The sequence below is a fragment of the Croceibacterium sp. TMG7-5b_MA50 genome, from assembly GCF_039830145.1.
In the GTDB taxonomy this organism is placed as follows: Bacteria; Pseudomonadota; Alphaproteobacteria; order Sphingomonadales; family Sphingomonadaceae; genus Croceibacterium.
Genome location: NZ_CP156082.1, coordinates 356,928 through 372,055, shown reverse-complemented (window position 1 = coordinate 372,055; position 15,128 = coordinate 356,928). Strand labels below are relative to the sequence as shown.

At 65.9% G+C, this 15,128-nt stretch carries 12 protein-coding genes and 2 tRNA genes; 7 read left to right on the top strand and 7 right to left on the bottom strand.

What is annotated here, in order from left to right; genetic code table 11:
• Nucleotides 1-3 precede the first annotated feature (3 nt).
• Nucleotides 4-78 (top strand) — tRNA-Gln (locus V5740_RS01895).
• 193 nt (nt 79-271) lie between these two features.
• Here the strand turns inward: V5740_RS01895 and V5740_RS01890 are convergent.
• Nucleotides 272-3,952 carry a TonB-dependent receptor gene (locus V5740_RS01890; RefSeq protein ID WP_347303400.1) on the bottom strand — a complete coding sequence of 1,227 codons (3,681 nt, stop codon included), beginning with the start codon at nt 3,950-3,952 and terminating at the stop codon, nt 272-274.
• Nucleotides 3,953-4,266: 314 nt separating this feature from the next.
• Here V5740_RS01890 and V5740_RS01885 point away from each other — a divergent pair, with 314 nt between their 5' ends.
• Entirely contained in the window at nt 4,267-5,565 is a 1,299-nt protein-coding gene (locus V5740_RS01885) for a glycosyl hydrolase family 28 protein (protein ID WP_347303399.1), read from the top strand.
• Between the two features lie 91 nt (nt 5,566-5,656).
• Nucleotides 5,657-7,519 (top strand): glycoside hydrolase family 2 TIM barrel-domain containing protein, encoded by a 1,863-nt coding sequence (locus V5740_RS01880; RefSeq protein ID WP_347303398.1) that lies wholly within the window; start codon nt 5,657-5,659, stop codon nt 7,517-7,519.
• Between the two features lie 12 nt (nt 7,520-7,531).
• On the opposite strand, the gene V5740_RS01875 is transcribed toward V5740_RS01880, so the two are convergent.
• Nucleotides 7,532-7,608: transfer RNA gene (locus V5740_RS01875), tRNA-Arg, on the bottom strand.
• Nucleotides 7,609-7,670: 62 nt separating this feature from the next.
• Here V5740_RS01875 and V5740_RS01870 point away from each other — a divergent pair.
• Complete coding sequence (locus V5740_RS01870; RefSeq protein WP_347303397.1) at nt 7,671-8,408, top strand: queuosine precursor transporter; 738 nt, start codon at nt 7,671-7,673, stop codon at nt 8,406-8,408.
• A 10-nt stretch (nt 8,409-8,418) separates the two neighbouring features.
• On the opposite strand, the gene V5740_RS01865 is transcribed toward V5740_RS01870, so the two are convergent.
• From V5740_RS01865 to V5740_RS01855, 3 genes are read right to left on the bottom strand one after another with little or no spacing between them, the layout of a single operon-like run.
• On the bottom strand, nt 8,419-8,622 hold the full coding sequence (locus V5740_RS01865) for a PspC domain-containing protein (RefSeq protein ID WP_347303396.1): 204 nt from the start codon (nt 8,620-8,622) through the stop codon (nt 8,419-8,421).
• Entirely contained in the window at nt 8,619-8,762 is a 144-nt protein-coding gene (locus tag V5740_RS01860) for a hypothetical protein (protein WP_347303395.1), read from the bottom strand. The genes V5740_RS01865 and V5740_RS01860 overlap by 4 nt, the downstream gene beginning before the upstream one ends.
• Nucleotides 8,763-8,800: 38 nt before the next feature.
• Nucleotides 8,801-8,944 (bottom strand): hypothetical protein, encoded by a 144-nt coding sequence (locus tag V5740_RS01855; RefSeq protein ID WP_347303394.1) that lies wholly within the window; start codon nt 8,942-8,944, stop codon nt 8,801-8,803.
• A gap of 224 nt (nt 8,945-9,168) precedes the next feature.
• On the opposite strand from V5740_RS01855, the gene recF reads away from it, so the two are divergent.
• Nucleotides 9,169-10,260 (top strand): DNA replication/repair protein RecF, encoded by a 1,092-nt coding sequence (recF, locus tag V5740_RS01850; RefSeq protein WP_347303393.1) that lies wholly within the window; start codon nt 9,169-9,171, stop codon nt 10,258-10,260.
• Between the two features lie 43 nt (nt 10,261-10,303).
• Here recF and V5740_RS01845 read toward each other — a convergent pair whose 3' ends face one another.
• Both V5740_RS01845 and V5740_RS01840 read right to left on the bottom strand, forming a co-directional pair.
• Nucleotides 10,304-10,963, bottom strand: coding sequence for an RpiB/LacA/LacB family sugar-phosphate isomerase (locus V5740_RS01845; RefSeq protein ID WP_347303392.1), 660 nt, complete (start codon nt 10,961-10,963; stop codon nt 10,304-10,306).
• A 148-nt stretch (nt 10,964-11,111) separates the two neighbouring features.
• On the bottom strand, nt 11,112-11,813 hold the full coding sequence (locus V5740_RS01840; protein ID WP_347303391.1) for an arylesterase: 702 nt from the start codon (nt 11,811-11,813) through the stop codon (nt 11,112-11,114).
• Between the two features lie 49 nt (nt 11,814-11,862).
• On the opposite strand from V5740_RS01840, the gene V5740_RS01835 reads away from it, so the two are divergent.
• A complete protein-coding gene (locus V5740_RS01835) occupies nt 11,863-12,561 on the top strand; it encodes an ABC transporter ATP-binding protein (protein WP_347303390.1) in 699 nt (232 codons plus the stop codon).
• Nucleotides 12,558-15,089 carry an FtsX-like permease family protein gene (locus V5740_RS01830; RefSeq protein ID WP_347303389.1) on the top strand — a complete coding sequence of 844 codons (2,532 nt, stop codon included), beginning with the start codon at nt 12,558-12,560 and terminating at the stop codon, nt 15,087-15,089. Before V5740_RS01835 ends, V5740_RS01830 begins: the two co-directional genes overlap by 4 nt.
• Nucleotides 15,090-15,128: the final 39 nt, after the last annotated feature.

The following is a 15,128-nucleotide window of genomic DNA, read 5'->3' as shown; positions in this document are numbered from 1 at the left end:
TGCTGGGGCGTAGCCAAGCGGTAAGGCAGCGGTTTTTGGTACCGCCACGCGCAGGTTCGAATCCTGCCGCCCCAGCCAAACAGCATCTCTAGCGGTTCAGGGTCGTTGGATGTCACCTAACGCCGACATGCATTGCCTGCGGCGCCCTACCCGTAGGCGCTCCCCTCTCGCCAGCCGAATGCTGAGTTGATGGCGCGAGTCTCCCATCGCGAAAGAAAAGGGCGCCCGGGTCTGGTGACCGGACGCCCTTCCATTAACTGGCGGCGATGACTTAGCCGCCGAAGCGGAAGCGGACGCCGGCCATGAAACGGCGGCCACCGTAGCGCAGGCGGTGCACGCGTTCCGTGCCATCGGCGAAGCGCGCATAGTCACCCGAACCTTCGATCTGCGCCTCTTTGGTCATGTTCCGGCCTTCGACGTAGACCTGGAACATCTCATTGAAGTTGTACGCGATCTTGGCGTCGATGAAGGTCGTCCCGTTGATGAAGCGCGGCACACCCGGATTGTAGCCCGTCCCCGCCAAGCGCACGTTTGTCCACTGCTCGCCCGGATAGTTGAAGGCGGTGCTGTTGAGGCCGCAAGGCGTGATACAATCGAACCGCTCGCTGCGTTCCTGATAGGTAACGCGCGCCTGCAGCTTGGTATCGTCATACCAGAGGGACACGTTGGTGGTGTACTTGGACTCACCCGGAACGCCCATGATGTCCCCGCTCAGCGGGTCCTGCTGACCGGTGGTGATGCCGGTAGACAGGATGGAGATGTTGGCGTCGGCACCGGTGTAGCGCAGGAACCATGGCAGGAAAGTGAAGGCAGTCTTGGCTTGGAACTCCAGGATGTCACGCGTGTAGCCGGGTCCATCGCCATAGGTCGGGAAGGTGAATTCGAAATCCGACAGCGGCAGGCCCGTGCCGGGGTCTACCGTCTCGTTGCCTTCGAACGGGCGAGCGGTGCGCTGCACGTTGATCGGGTTGCCGGTGGTCACGTCCAGCCGGCCGAAGGTCGCCGAAAGCACCGTATCCGCGTTGGGATACCATTCCAGGCTAGCGTTGTAGCTCCACGCCTTGAACGGGCTGAGATCCGGATTGCCGACGCGGCCGGTGCAGCCGAAGTCGCCATCACCGTCCAGCACGTCACGCTCGTCGATGGTGCACACGCCGCTCGCCGCGAGTAGCGCCGGGTTGGGCAGCGCCACCGTCTTCGCGCCATAGACGCGCAGCACAACCTCCTCGTCGAAGGCCCAGAGATTGACGTTGAAGCTCGGCAGCCAGTTGCTGCTCTTGCCCTCCAGCGTGGTGTTCTGGGAGAAGGAACGGGTGATGATGCCGCCGGGCTGATCCGGCAGCGCCGGGTTATAGGACGGCGTTACCGTGATCGATGTCAGCGTCAGGAAACCCGTGCCCTGCACGTCGCGGAAAACACCACGCACGCCGGCATTGCCGTTCAGCACCAGACCGAGCGGCAGATCGTCCAACTCGAAATCGAACATGGCATACACGTTCTTGATCGTCTCGCGCGTACGGGTCACCGGCTGGTCATAGACCTGCCCATCGCTGCCGACGCATTCCTTCAGGCAGTCGAAGTTCATGAACTGGTTGGCGCCCAGTTGCTCGAACAGCTCGGCCACCTGGATGCCCTGCCAATTGCCGGGCAGATTGCCGCGGTTCGGCAGGTCACCGAAGTAATCCGAGTCGGATTCCTCCAGCGTGTCGACGAACAATTGACGCAGTTGGTCGGGGGTCAGTGTGTCCACGCCTTCCCGGCCCAGGGCCGGATTGGCATTGGGGACGAAGCCGTAATTGCAGCTGACGACGCTGGTCGCCGTCGGCTCGCAAGCGCGCAGAGAACCACGGACCAGCGCGCGCGGGGTGACGATCGCCGGGATGTAGCCCGGCTGGCCAAACGTCCCCACCGCACTCGCCACGGTACGTCCACCGCCATCCCAGCGGTCAATGTCGTTCTTGCGATACATGGCGCCAGCCTTGAACCGAGTAAAGAACGGGATCTCGTCGTTAACCTTGTACGACACGTCCAGCTTGGCGATCTTCTCCGAGGATTCGCCGGCACGCGGCGAGTACTGCAGGCCGAACGAAGGCGTGACGAGCGGCAGTTGCGCCTGGGTGTAAGCAGGGGAGGCCGGGTTGAACTCTCCCGCCAGGACGGCCGTCTGTGCGATACAGTTCGGCGGCGGAACGGTCGAACCGCTCACACACGGAACTGGCCGCAACTGCACGAAATTGGCCGGATCGGTGTCGTCGTAATTCTCGGGCAGCTGGATGTCCCAAAGACCGTTCGGCTGCAGCGCCAGCGTCGCATCGCCGTACTGGTAGGAACGCGAGAACCGCTTGTCGAACCGGCTGCTGGACGCATTGGTCATGCCGACGAAGGCCTCGACCTCCCACGTGTCGCCATAATAGTTGGTGCCCGCCTGAATGTAGCTGGACTTGTTGTCGATCGTATTGTCGATCTGGTCGATCCCGACCGAGTTGTTGGTCAGCGTGAAGTTTGTGACATTGTGCAGCTCGTCCACGACGATGCTGTCCGGGCGCACGTTCAGCACGTCGCCGGTTACCGGATTGTTGGCCACGCTGCGCAGGGCATAGAGCGGGTCGTAGAGGAAGTAGCCTTCGGGCGCGAACGGCGACACCGTGCGGCGGCGCGGATACGTCGTGTTGATATCGAAGGTGCCGGCCCGGTTCTCGTCGAACAGCGTCACCAGGTTGCGCGTGCGCAGCTGATCGTCGACCTTGCGGTTGGCGATGGTACCCTTGGCGAAAACCGTCCAGTCCGGCACGATCTCGAAATCGACGCGACCGTCGATCGAGTAGCGCTCGTCAGTCTGGGTATTCACGAACTGGCGGATCAGCGACGGCGTGTCGTCATACCACTGCGCCAGGCAGGATCGCTGTTCCAAAGTGCGCTGGTTCTTGGCGGCATTGCTGGCGTTGGTGGCGAGGTAGGGCAGCAGCTCCAGACACTCCGCCTTGGTATCGGCGGCGATCATCGTTTCCAGCAGGGTGCGCGGGGTGTAGCTGCTGCTGCCGAACGGGACATCCGCCAGGTCGGTGCCCAGCGTGTCCAAGTTGTACTCAAAGGTCTTCTCAGGCGATTGGTCGAAATCGTAGAAGCGAGCGTACCCGGCACGGCCGGAGGTCACGTTTTCGAAATTGTGCCCGTTGTTCTGGATCTTGGCATAGGTGCCGGACAGGATGATGCCCAGCCGGTCATCCAAGAACTTGTCTGCGGCAACGAGGTTGAAGTCGGGCGTCCAATCCTTCCCCAGGGAGTTCTGCGTCACGCCAGCACGAGCCGTCAGGTAGAAGTCATCAAAGTCCAGACCGGTACGCGTGCGGATCTGGATGGTGCCACCGATCGACCCTTCCGTCATATCGGCGGTAGAACCCTTCACCACGTCGATGCTCTTAACCAGCTCCGCCGGCAGTTCGCGCAGGTCGGCGCCGCGGCTGTTAGCCCCTGCGACCGCCAGACCGGTGGTGCTCTGCACGCCGATGCCGTCCAGTTCCACACGGGTCAGGTCGGGGCCATTGCCGCGCACGGCGACCGCATCGCCCTCGCCAAACTCGTTGCGGCTCAACGCCACGCCGGGAATACGGCTGATCGCCTCGTTGACGTTGCGGTCGGGGAAGGAGCCAATGTCATCCGCCACGATCGAATCCGTGGCAGTCCGGGCATTGCGCTTGCGGTTGTTGGCGCTCTGCTGGCTTTCGCGCGCACCGCTGACGACGATCTCGTTACCGGTAGCGGGGGTCGCATCTGCAACCGTGTCCGGGGCAGGATCGACATCCTGGGTCACGCTACCCGTCACGACGGGGCTGTCCTCGGTACCCGGTGCCACTTGCGCCACTGCCGGGGTGGTCCCGGTCACCAGTGCGATGCCCAGCACTGCCCATGACGTAGTCACCCGCGCCGCACGGCGCGTATCCGCTCTACCCATTCACTCTCTCCCTGTATGCCGGCCCGCCTGGTGGCTGACCATGCCCCTCAGAAATCTGCGACCGTGCGCCTCTGCGGGCGGATTTGATCCTTTTTTGCCGTCAAAAAACTTTCGCTGGCAATTTGGCCAGACCAAGTCTTTGGGACGGATCACCATCATGCGGGATCGTTGTTCAAAAAACAAGTCCGATTTGTCCGACTTAACTACCTGGCACTCGCCCCAGCTTTGCGGCAGGCTAAGTCCCTGATGATTGAGCACTTGCGTTCGGCGGCGAAGGGTCGGACTTACGCGTCCCGACCTGGAGCACCGATGCCATGTTTCCCAAGATCACCCGCCGCCGCTTCGCCGCCGTATTTGCGGCTGCGCCGTTCCTGAGCCACACGGTGGCCATGGCACAGGATGATCCAAGGCAACGCCGCTCGATCGCGGACGAGGGCGCGACGGGTGATGGCACAACGCTTAATACAGTCGCCATCCAGACGCTGATCGACCGGTTGGCCGAACAGGGCGGCGGCACCGTTGTCGTGCCCGCGGGGGTGTTCGTCAGCGGCGCACTGTTCTTCAAACCCGGGGTTCACCTGCTGCTGGAGCGTGACGGCGTGCTGCAATGCTCGACTGACATGGCCAACTTTCCGCCGCGGAGAACCCGGATCGAGGGGCATTTCGAAGAAAGCTTCACCCCCGCGCTGATCAACGCCGATGGCTGTGACGGCTTTCGCATCAGCGGCGATGGCACGCTGGATGGGGCCGGCCTGCCCATCTGGGAGCGGTTCTGGCAGCTGCGGAACGCGGCCCCGGTCCCAAGTGAATTCCCGAATCTGGGTGTCCCGCGCGCCCGGCTGGCGTTGATCGAAAACTCGGCCGGGGTGTCGGTCGAGGGGGTGACGTTCAAGGACTCGCAGTTCTGGAACCTGCATCTCTATAAATGTCGCGACGTGACGGTGCGGCGGACCCGGTTCGAGGTGCCGGACGATTATGCACAGGCGCCCAGTTCCGACGGCATCGACCTCGACAGCTGCCAGGACGTGACGATCGAAGGCTGCACGTTCTCCGTCACCGACGATTGCATCGCGGCCAAGGGGTCCAAGGGTCCGCTGGCAATGGAGGACGCGGCGAGCCCGCCGGTCGAGCGGATCCGGGTCCGCGATTGTCATTTCCGCCGTGGCCACCACGCCCTCGCCTGCGGCAGCGAGGCGACGATCGTACGCGACGTCGTGATCGAGAACAGCCGGGTCACCGGCGACATGGTCCTCGCCCGTCTGAAGATCAGGCCGGACACCCCGCAATTGTACGAAGACATCCATTTCTGCGGCATCGAGCTCGACAACGAGGCAGGATCGGTCGTCGAGATCATTCCCTGGACCCAATACTTCGACCTCAAGGGTCAGGAGCCACCGCAATCGGCCGTGCGCAACATCACCTTTTCGCGCATTGCCGGCCGCTTCGGCGCGCTGGGATCGATCCGCCCGAACCCCGGCCAGACGGCGATCAGCGACATCACTTTCAGCGACATCAACCTTCGCTTGGATGACGCCGAGCTGGCCACATCCAATGTCAGTAACCTGCGGTTCGAGAATGTGACGATCAACGGCGCGGCAGTTACCTCCACCTGATTTGCCAATCAGGCTTCCTGCATGGTTGAACAATCGGTCAAATTTGGCCAGACCAACCGCGACAGTGCGTAATTGATGCAGGAGGGTGGCCGTGATTGGGCTTCGTTTCGTATGGGTGATCCTGCTGGCCTGTGCGGCGCTATGCAGGCCCGTGGCTGCGCAGGATTTGCGGCCCGATTTCCTGCTGACCGGCGCGGCCAGCCGTGATTCACAGGCGCTTACGGGCCAATGGACCTACGGCAAGGATTTGTACCGGACCGGCCTGACCGACATCAACGGCTGGGTCGCCAAGTCGCGGATGCAGCGATTCCGTGACATCGACGTAGAGGCGGAAGAAGCGAAGGGCGGAACCGGTTTCTACGAATTCGACCTGGATCGCGGCCCGCTGATGACGATCCCGGGCGCATGGAACGCGGCCGAGCCGGAACTGCGCTATTATGACGGGCTGATCTGGTTCCAGCGCAAGTTCACACCATCCACGCGGCAGGACGGGCGATCGTTCCTGCGGTTCGAAGCGGTCAATTACCGCGCGCATGTCTACCTGAACGGACAGGAGATCGGTCGGCACGAGGGCGGCTTCACGCCCTTCGTCATCGAGGTCACCGATGTGTTGCGTGCTGGCGAGAACCGGCTGGTCGTGGGCGTTGATTCGGCACTCGACGCGCAGACCATCCCCACGCCGATCACCGACTGGGACCTGTATGGCGGCATCACCCGGCCCGTCACGCTGATCCATACACCGGAGACGTTCATCGACGATGCCACATTGTCGCTGGGCGCGGATGGCCGCATCACAGGCGAGGTGCTGCTGAAGGGACCGGACGCCGCCGGTCAGCGCGTGAGCGTGGCGATCGGCGCATTGGGCACCTACACGGCCACCACCGACGCGGGCGGCCGCGCGACCTTCGCCTTCCGCCGTCCGCGCGCCCTGTCCCTGTGGTCGCCCGAGACGCCCACACTGTACGATGTGCGGTTCGCCACTGAGGGTGACGAGATCCACGATCGTGTCGGCTTCCGGACGATCGCGGTGCGCGGGGACGATATCCTGCTGAATGGCGAACCGATCTTCCTGCGCGGGATGTCGATGCATGAGGAGGAGTTCGGCCCCAACCCGGCGCGCAACATGACACCGCAGGCCGCCCGCGCCCTGCTGACCGAGATCAAGCACGGGCTCGGTGGCAATTACGTGCGCCTGTCGCACTATCCCCATTCCGAAACGACGGTGAAGCTCGCGGACGAACTGGGCCTGCTCGTATGGAGCGAGATCCCGGTCTATTGGACGGTGGATTGGGAGAACCCGGATGTGCTGCGCAAGGGTCTCGCCATGCAGACAGAGGCGATCCTGCGCGATCGCAACCGCGCCTCGGTCGTGTTGTGGAGCATCGGCAACGAGACGCCGGTGTCAGCACCGCGTACCGCGTTTCACAGCGCCCTTGCCGACAATGCGCGCGCACTTGACCCGACCCGCCTGATCAGCGCGGCCCTGCTCGTGGAACGGCGGGACGAGAATGGCGAGAGCGTGACGGCGATCAACGATCCGCTGGCGGACAAGCTCGATGTTCTTGCCATCAACACCTACGCCGGCTGGTACGGGGATGATCCGCTGGACGCTATTCCGACCCTGAAATGGCGTCTGCCAGCGGATCGCCCGGTGATTCTGTCAGAATTCGGCGCCGACGCGCTGGCCGGGTTCCACGATCCCGCGTTGCGGAAGTTCTCCGAAGAGTTCCAGGCGGCCTATTACCGCAACACGTTGGCGATGGCGGACAACATTCCCACCCTGCGCGGCATGTCGCCCTGGGTGCTGAAGGACTTCAGGTCGCCGCGGCGGGAACATCCAGTCTTTCAGAATGGCTGGAACCGCAAGGGGCTGCTGTCCGAGACGGGGGTCCGCAAGCAAGCGTTCGACGTCCTGACCGCCTATTATGCCGCCAAGGCGGGGGCGACGCGGTGAATGCGGCGAAGCTGGCGCGCCCGGCAGGACTCGAACCTGCAACTCCAAGCTTAGAAGGCTCGTGCTCTATCCAGTTGAACTACGGGCGCGCGCTACCGGTCCCTTAGCCGCGCTTTGCGCTGCCCGCAAACAGCGGCTATGCCCCGCATCCATGCAGGGGGACATGCAGCGGCTGGACGGGCAGGCGGGTGCGCGCGCCGCGTTCCGGTACTACGACCTGGTAATGGCCGGCTTTGTCGGCATCCTGCTGCTGTCCAACATCATCGGTGCGGCCAAGCCGAGCTACGTCATGCTGCCTAACGGCACGATGTGGTCGTTCGGGGCGGGCGTGCTGTTCTTCCCGGTCAGCTACATCATCGGCGACGTGTTAACAGAGGTCTATGGCTTCGCGCGTGCGCGGCGGGTCATCTGGACGGGTACGGCGGCGCTGGTGTTCATGGCCGTGATGGCGGCTGTGGTCGTCGCGCTGCCGCCGGCGCCCGGGTGGCCCGGACAGGCGGCCTACGAATTCGTATTCGGCAGCACCTGGCGGATCGTCGGCGCATCGGTCCTGGCCTTTTGGTGCGGCGAATTCGTCAACAGCATCGTGCTGGCCAAGCTCAAGCTTGCGACTGGCGGCCGGTTGCTATGGCTGCGCACCATCGGCTCGACCCTGGTGGGTCAGGGTGTCGACAGCCTGATCTTCTACCCGCTGGCCTTCTGGGGCCTGGCCGGATGGCCACCCGAACAATTGGCGCAGGTCGTGGTGTCGCAATGGCTGATCAAATCCACGTGGGAGGCGTTGCTGACGCCGGTCACTTACGCCGTGGTCGGCTTCCTGAAGCGGCGCGAAGGGGCGGAGGTGTTCGATCGGGGCACCGACTTTTCGCCCTTCGCGCGCGCCGGCTGAACCGCGCCGCTCATTTGGCGAGCAGCGCGATCAGCAGGTAGATCAGGATGAAGCTGCCGAAGCCGACCAGCGTGCCGGTGACAAACAGCAGGCGCATCCAGATCGCGTCGACCTCGAACCGGTTGGCAAGCCCGGCGCATACGCCCATCAGCTTACCGTTGGCCTTGTCGAGCCGCAGGCCAGTGTTAACCGGACGGGGATCAAGGCCGCTCATGCCGTCACCTCGGCGACGATCGTGCTGTCGGTCGCAGCCGGTACCGGCGGGGCGAAACTCGTCACCAGCAGCGTGGCGGTGATCGCCAGCGCACCGGCGGCGGCAAGCGACTGCCGGGCAAAATCGGACATCTGGTACATGGTGTCGTTATCCTTCTGGCTTCGTAGCCTGTTTCAAATCAGGCCAGCGTTTCGGCGATGGCGACGGTCTGCTCAGCAGTCTGGGCCGGCGGGGCGAAACTGGCGAACAGCATTGTCGCGGTCATGGCGAAGGCACTCAGCGCGGCGACGGTCTGCTGGGCGATGGTGGTGGTCTGCGTCATTTGTCTGGTCCTTGTTGCTTGGCGCCGGTTCGTCCGTGCCATGCCAGGGACTTTGCACGGTGCGTGCCAAACTGCCTTTCTGCAACATTAACAACAGTTTGGCAAAAAGGCGTTCCAGACACGCTAGTGCGCGTTGCGCAGCCTCGGGAATTTTCACCAACAATTAGGATGCATGATTACGGCTGTTACTGGCCGCGATCGGGCTTTAGCGCGTTGCCACCACCATGCTGGACCGTGTCGCCCTCCGATCATTTCGCAATCACCGCGACACGATGCTTGTGGGCGCTCGCCGTCTGAACCTGCTGGTGGGGGAGAATGGCGCAGGGAAGACCAACGTGCTGGAGGCGGTCAGCCTGCTGGCTCCCGGACGTGGCCTGCGCCGCGCCGCCTTGCCGGAGATGGCGGCAGAGGGCACCGGCGGCGGCTTCGCAATCAGCGCGCGATTGGCGCAGGCCGATGCCGATCCCGTGCAGCTCGGCACCGGCACCAGTCCGGACCAGCCCGGCAGGCGGCTGGTGCAGGTGAACGGCGCCACCGCCAGCGCGGCCCAGTTGGGGGAATGGCTTGCGATCGCCTGGCTGACGCCGGCCATGGATCGGCTGTTTGCCGATAGCGCCGGTGCCCGGCGCCGCTACATGGACCGGCTGGCCTTGGCGCTGCAGCCCGGCCACGCCACGCTGGCCGCCCGGCATGAGCGGGCGCTGCGTGAACGCAATCGCCTGCTTTCGGCAGAAGCCATGCCGGAAGCGCGCTGGCTGGACGCGGTGGAGGCACAATTGGCGGAAACGGGCGCTGCGCTCGCCAATGCACGCGCCATGCTGGTTGAACGGCTAGCTGCCGCCTTGGCCACCATGCCCAACGCGCCGTTCGCCCGGCCCACCCTCGCCTACCGGCCCGGCGGACCGTTGACGGCGGAGGCACTGGTGGCCGAACTGGCGCGTGGCCGGGCCCGGGATCGGGCGGCGCAGCGCACTCTGGTGGGGCCGCAACGCGACGATTTGCAGGTGACCCATTCGGCCAAGGCCATGCCGGCGGCGCTCAGTTCCACTGGCGAGCAGAAGGCGATGCTGATCGCGCTGACGCTGGCCCATGCGGGGCTGCTGAGCGGAGGGAGCGCCGGTGACCGGCCGGGTGTCCTGCTGCTGGACGAGGTGGCGGCGCATCTCGATCCGATGCGGCGCGATGCGCTATTCGATCTGCTGCGCGACTTTGCAGGTCAGGTCTGGCTTACCGGGACAGAGGCGTCGCCGTTCGCCGGTATCATGAGCGATGCGGCCGGCTGGCAGGTCACTGCCGGCGCGGCCACCCCGCTGTGACGGGAGGGCAACCGCCGACCGGCAGCCGCCCCTCCGCAAGCAATCAGGCGTCGGCCAGCGCGGGCGCGCCCACCAGGCCCTTGATGTAATCGACGATGCCCTGGTCGGTGGCATTGGCGAAGAAGTGCTGCTGGAACTTCTCGCCGGCGACCGCGGCCTTCAGCAGGTCCTGGTCCACGTTCTGCAGCACGGTCAGCATGTCCTTGCAGGTGACTTCCTTCAGCTGCTTCAGGATGCCGCGGTTCTTGGCCATGATCTCGGCCCGCTCCTTGGGGTAGCCCAGGCCGCGCTCGCCTTCGAACAGCTTGCGGTAGACGTCCTGCAGGTTAAGCTCGGCCGCCCAGCCAAAGCCCTTGGCATACGGCATAGAGATAGCGTTGCCGTCATTGATCTGGCCGAACAGGAAGGCGTCGGTCGGGTCGATCACCAGCCCGCAGAACACGCCGGGCATGGAATTGCACGCCAGCATCGAACCCATGCCGGTGCCGCAGCCGGTGACGACGAAGTCGGCAGCGCCCGAGTTCAGCAGGATGCCGGTCAGCAGGCCGTTCATCACATAGGTGAGCGAGGCCTTGTCCTCCGGTGTGTACATTCCGTAGTGGTGGACTTCATGGCCCAGCGGCTCGGCGACGCTCGTCAGCGCGTGGTGGATGACCTCGCTCTTGGCGGCCTGGCTGTTCTCGACGATGAGGGCGATCTTCATAGGGTTTGCTCCTTGGCAGGGAAATGGTCAGGCGCGGCCTGATCGGGCACGCGCCACATCCTGGCGGGTAACCGGTGTCCACTGACGACTCTGCACTGTGCGGCGCGCCTGCGCAACACCCGAGCGCCCGATTTGTCCGGGCGGCGGCTCACTCCGTCGGGGGCACGGCTGCGGCCACCGCATCGACGGTGGCGGCAACCATCGTGTCGATCCCCTCGGCAGTGGGATGGACCCGATCGGGCTGGATAAGCTGCGGCCGATTGTACACCGATTCGAGGAAGAACGGCACCAGCGCCGCATCATATTCGCGCGCCAGATCGGGGTAGATCGCGTCGAAGGATCGCTGGTACTCCGCGCCCAGGTTGGGCGGGGCACGCATGCCCATCAGCAGAACGGGAATGTCCCGCTCCTGCAATCCGCGCAGGATCGCATCCAGATTGTCGCGGGTCTGTTGCGGCGGCAATTGCCGCAGCAGGTCGTTACCGCCCAGTTCCACCACGGCGAGGTCGTAATCGTCCTGCTGTCTCAGCGTGAACGCCAGCCGCTGGAGGCCCGCCTGCGTGGTGTCGCCGGAAACACTGGCATTGGTGATCTGCGCATTGATGCCCCTCGCGCGCAGGGCAGCCTCCAGCCGCGCGGGGTAGCTCTCACCCTCCCCCAAGCCGTATCCGGCGAACAGGCTGTCACCGAAGGTCAGGATCCGCCGCTCCGGCCCGGTGACCGCCGCCGCGCCGGTGCTGGCCGTTGCACTGGCGGTTGGTGTGGGCTGGGGCGCCGGCTCGCTGCCGCATGCCGCCAGGCTGCCACTCGCCACCATGCCGATCGCCATCATCGCCGCCTGTCGCCTCATGCATCGCTCCCGCCTTGTTCGCGCGCCCTAGCTATGCCATCGCAGCCGGGTGGCAAGTCCCGCATCCCAATCGCTCGCCCTCCATGCCCGTGATCTACGCCTAACCCTCGGCAGCGGGGATGCGGCAGTGGAGATCCTGCGCGGTATCGACCTTTCCGTCACCATCGGCACGACGCTGGCACTGCTCGGCCCCTCAGGCTCGGGCAAGAGCAGCCTGATGAGCGTGCTGACCGGCCTGGAACGCGCCACCGGTGGCACCCTGCAAGTAGCGGGCGCCAACTTCGCCACGCTGGGGGAGGACGCGCTAGCCCGCGCCCGCCGTGGGCGGATCGGCATCGTCCTGCAAGCCTTCCACCTGCTGCCGACCATGACTGCGCAGGAGAATGTCGCCACGCCGATGGAACTGGCGGGGGAGCCTGACGCATGGGGGCGCGCCGCCGCCGAACTGCAAGCGGTCGGCCTCGGCCACCGGCTCGGCCATTACCCCGCGCAGCTTTCGGGCGGGGAGCAGCAGCGCGTCGCCATCGCCCGCGCGCTCGCCCCGCGGCCGCCGCTGGTCTTCGCGGACGAGCCGACCGGCAATCTCGATGCCGCAACCGGGTCCGGGATCGTGGAACTGCTGTTCGCCCGGCGGGAGGAGACAGGCGCGACACTGGTCATCATCACGCATGACGAAGGACTGGCCGCCCGCTGCGACCGGATCGTGACGCTGGCGGACGGGCGCATTGCCGCCGACACCGCCGCGTGACCCCCAATGCCGCGCTCCCCTGGGCGGCGGCGTGGCGCATTGCCCGGCGCGACCTCAATCGCCGGTTCCGCGGGCTGCGTCTGCTGCTCGTCTGCCTGTTCCTGGGCGTCGGCGCGCTGGCCGCGATCGGATCGCTGACTGCGGCGATCGACAATCAACTATCTGCACAAGGCCAGACGCTGCTGGGCGGCGATCTGGAGGTGGAGGTCTGGCAGCGGCCCTTGAACGGGGATGAGACCGCTTTTCTCCAACGTTTCGGCACCCTTTCCCCCGGCCTCCGGCTGCAGGCGATGGCGAGCAGCGGCGACGCCACCATCCCGGTCGAATTGAAGGCGGTCGCGCCGAACTGGCCGCTCTATGGCGCATTGCTGCTCGACGGCGGGCACCGCGTCGGCGCGCCGCCACCGGGACAGGCGTGGATCGCGCCCGGCGCGGCCGAACGGCTGGGGATCGGTCCGGGCGCGACCCTGCGTATCGGCACCGCCATCGTGCGCGTGGGCGGCATCATCGCAGAAGAGCCGGACCGCCTGTCCGAAGGTTTCCAGTTGGGTCAGACGGTAATCGTCCCGCTCGACCTGCCGGCCGCTGCCGGCCTCACCGCTCCCGGTGCGTTGTACGAGACCAAGACACGCGTGCGCTTCGACCAGCCCGCCAATCCGCAGGAGGTGGAGGAGGCGCTGCTGGCCCGTTTCCCGGAGGCAGGCCTCGACACTCGTACCCGCGACCGGGCATCGCCGGGCGCGGAACGGTTCGTGGGCAGCATGGGCGAGTTCCTGTCACTGGTCGGCCTCGCCGCTCTGGTGATCGCTGGAATCGGCATTGGCGGCGGCGTCTCCGCCTATCTGGAGGGGCGCCGGGCTGGCATTGCCACGCTGAAGATCCTGGGTGCGACCAGCGCCGACATCGCCCGCATCTATACCCTGCAGATCGGCGCGGCGGCGCTGGCGGGGGCGGCGGCAGGCCTGCTGGCAGGCGTCCTAGTGACGCCGCTTCTGGCCCGCGCGCTGGGCGCCCTGCTGCCGGTCGATACCGGCGTGGTACTCGCCCCGCTGGCGTTGTTGCGCGCGGCAGGATTTGGCATGCTGGTCGCGTTGGTGTTCGCCGCCCCGCCCCTGATCGCCGCGCGCGATTTCCCAGCGATGGCGCTGATGCGGGCGCGGATTGACCCGCTGGGTGGCAGCCGGTGGCGCGCGGCACTGCGGCCGGTGGGGCTGGGTCTACTCGGCGTCGTCGCGCTGGCGGTGCTGGGCAGCCGGCAGCCGCTGCTGAATCTGATGTTCCTGGCCGGCGCGGCAGCGCTTCTGGCATTGCTCGCGGGCCTTGGGCTGCTGATCCGCCGCATCGCCGCACGTCTGCCCCGTCCGCGCGATCCGATCCTGCGCGCAGGGCTCGCCAACCTTTATCGTCCGGGCTCGGCCACCACGTCGCTGGTGACGGCGCTCGGCTTCGGGCTTGCCGCCTTTGTCCTGCTGGCGGCGGTGCAGACCTCGCTGGATGCGAACATCCGCCGCTCCGTGCCGGAGCGGGCGCCTGACTACTTCGTGCTCGACATTCCGCGCGACCGGGTGGCGCAGTTCCGCGGCACCGTCGCCGCCACCGCGCCGGGCGCCACGATCGAGACGGTGCCGACCATGCGCGGCGCGATCCTCGCCTACGGTCCGAAAGGCAACCAGACCCGCGTTGCCGATCTGGAGCAGATACCGGAGGGCGCCTGGGCCCTGACCGGCGAGCGCGGCCTCACCTATGCCGACCGCCTGCCCGCAGGCAACGTACTGACCGAAGGCAAGTGGTGGCCCGCGAACTACCAGGGTGAACCGCTCGTCTCCGTCGATGCCGATCTGGCGGACGCGGCGGGCATGGAGGTGGGCGATATGCTGACCATCGGCCTGCTCGGCGTTGAGCGGCAAGCACGGATTGCCAGCATCCGGCGGATCGACTGGGAAAGCCTAGGTTTCAATTACGTGCTGGTGTTCTCCCCCAACACCCTATCCGACGCGCCGCACAACATCGCCGCGACCGTCGACCTGCCGGAAGGGGCCGCGACCGGGCCGCTGCTGCGCCAGATGGTGCGCAGTTTTCCGACCAGCTCGGTGATCGAGGTCGGCCCGCTGCTGACCCAGGCGCGCGAGATCCTGAGCCAGGTCTCGCTCGCCATCCTCGCCGCTGCGGGCGTGGCCGTGCTGGCGGGTATCGCCGTACTGCTGGGCGCGATCGCCGCCGCGCGGGCACAGCGCACCTATGACAGCGTGATCCTGCGGGTGCTGGGTGCCAGCGGGCGGCAGGTACTGGCGCTGCAACTGGCGGAGTTCGGCCTGCTGGCTTCGCTGCTCGCTCTGGTGGCGCTGGTGCTGGGCAGTGCGCTCGCCTGGATCGTCATCGTGTGGCAGTTCGAATTCGACTGGCTGCCGGACTGGCCGCGCGTTCTGCTGACACTGGCGGCGGGCCTCGCGCTGGTGCTGCTGTTCGCGCTTGGCTCCAGTCTGCAGGTGCTGCGCGCCCGACCGGCGCAGACACTACGCACCCTGTAGGGCGGGCGATTGTCGCAACCGGCCGCTTCCCCTAGGGTC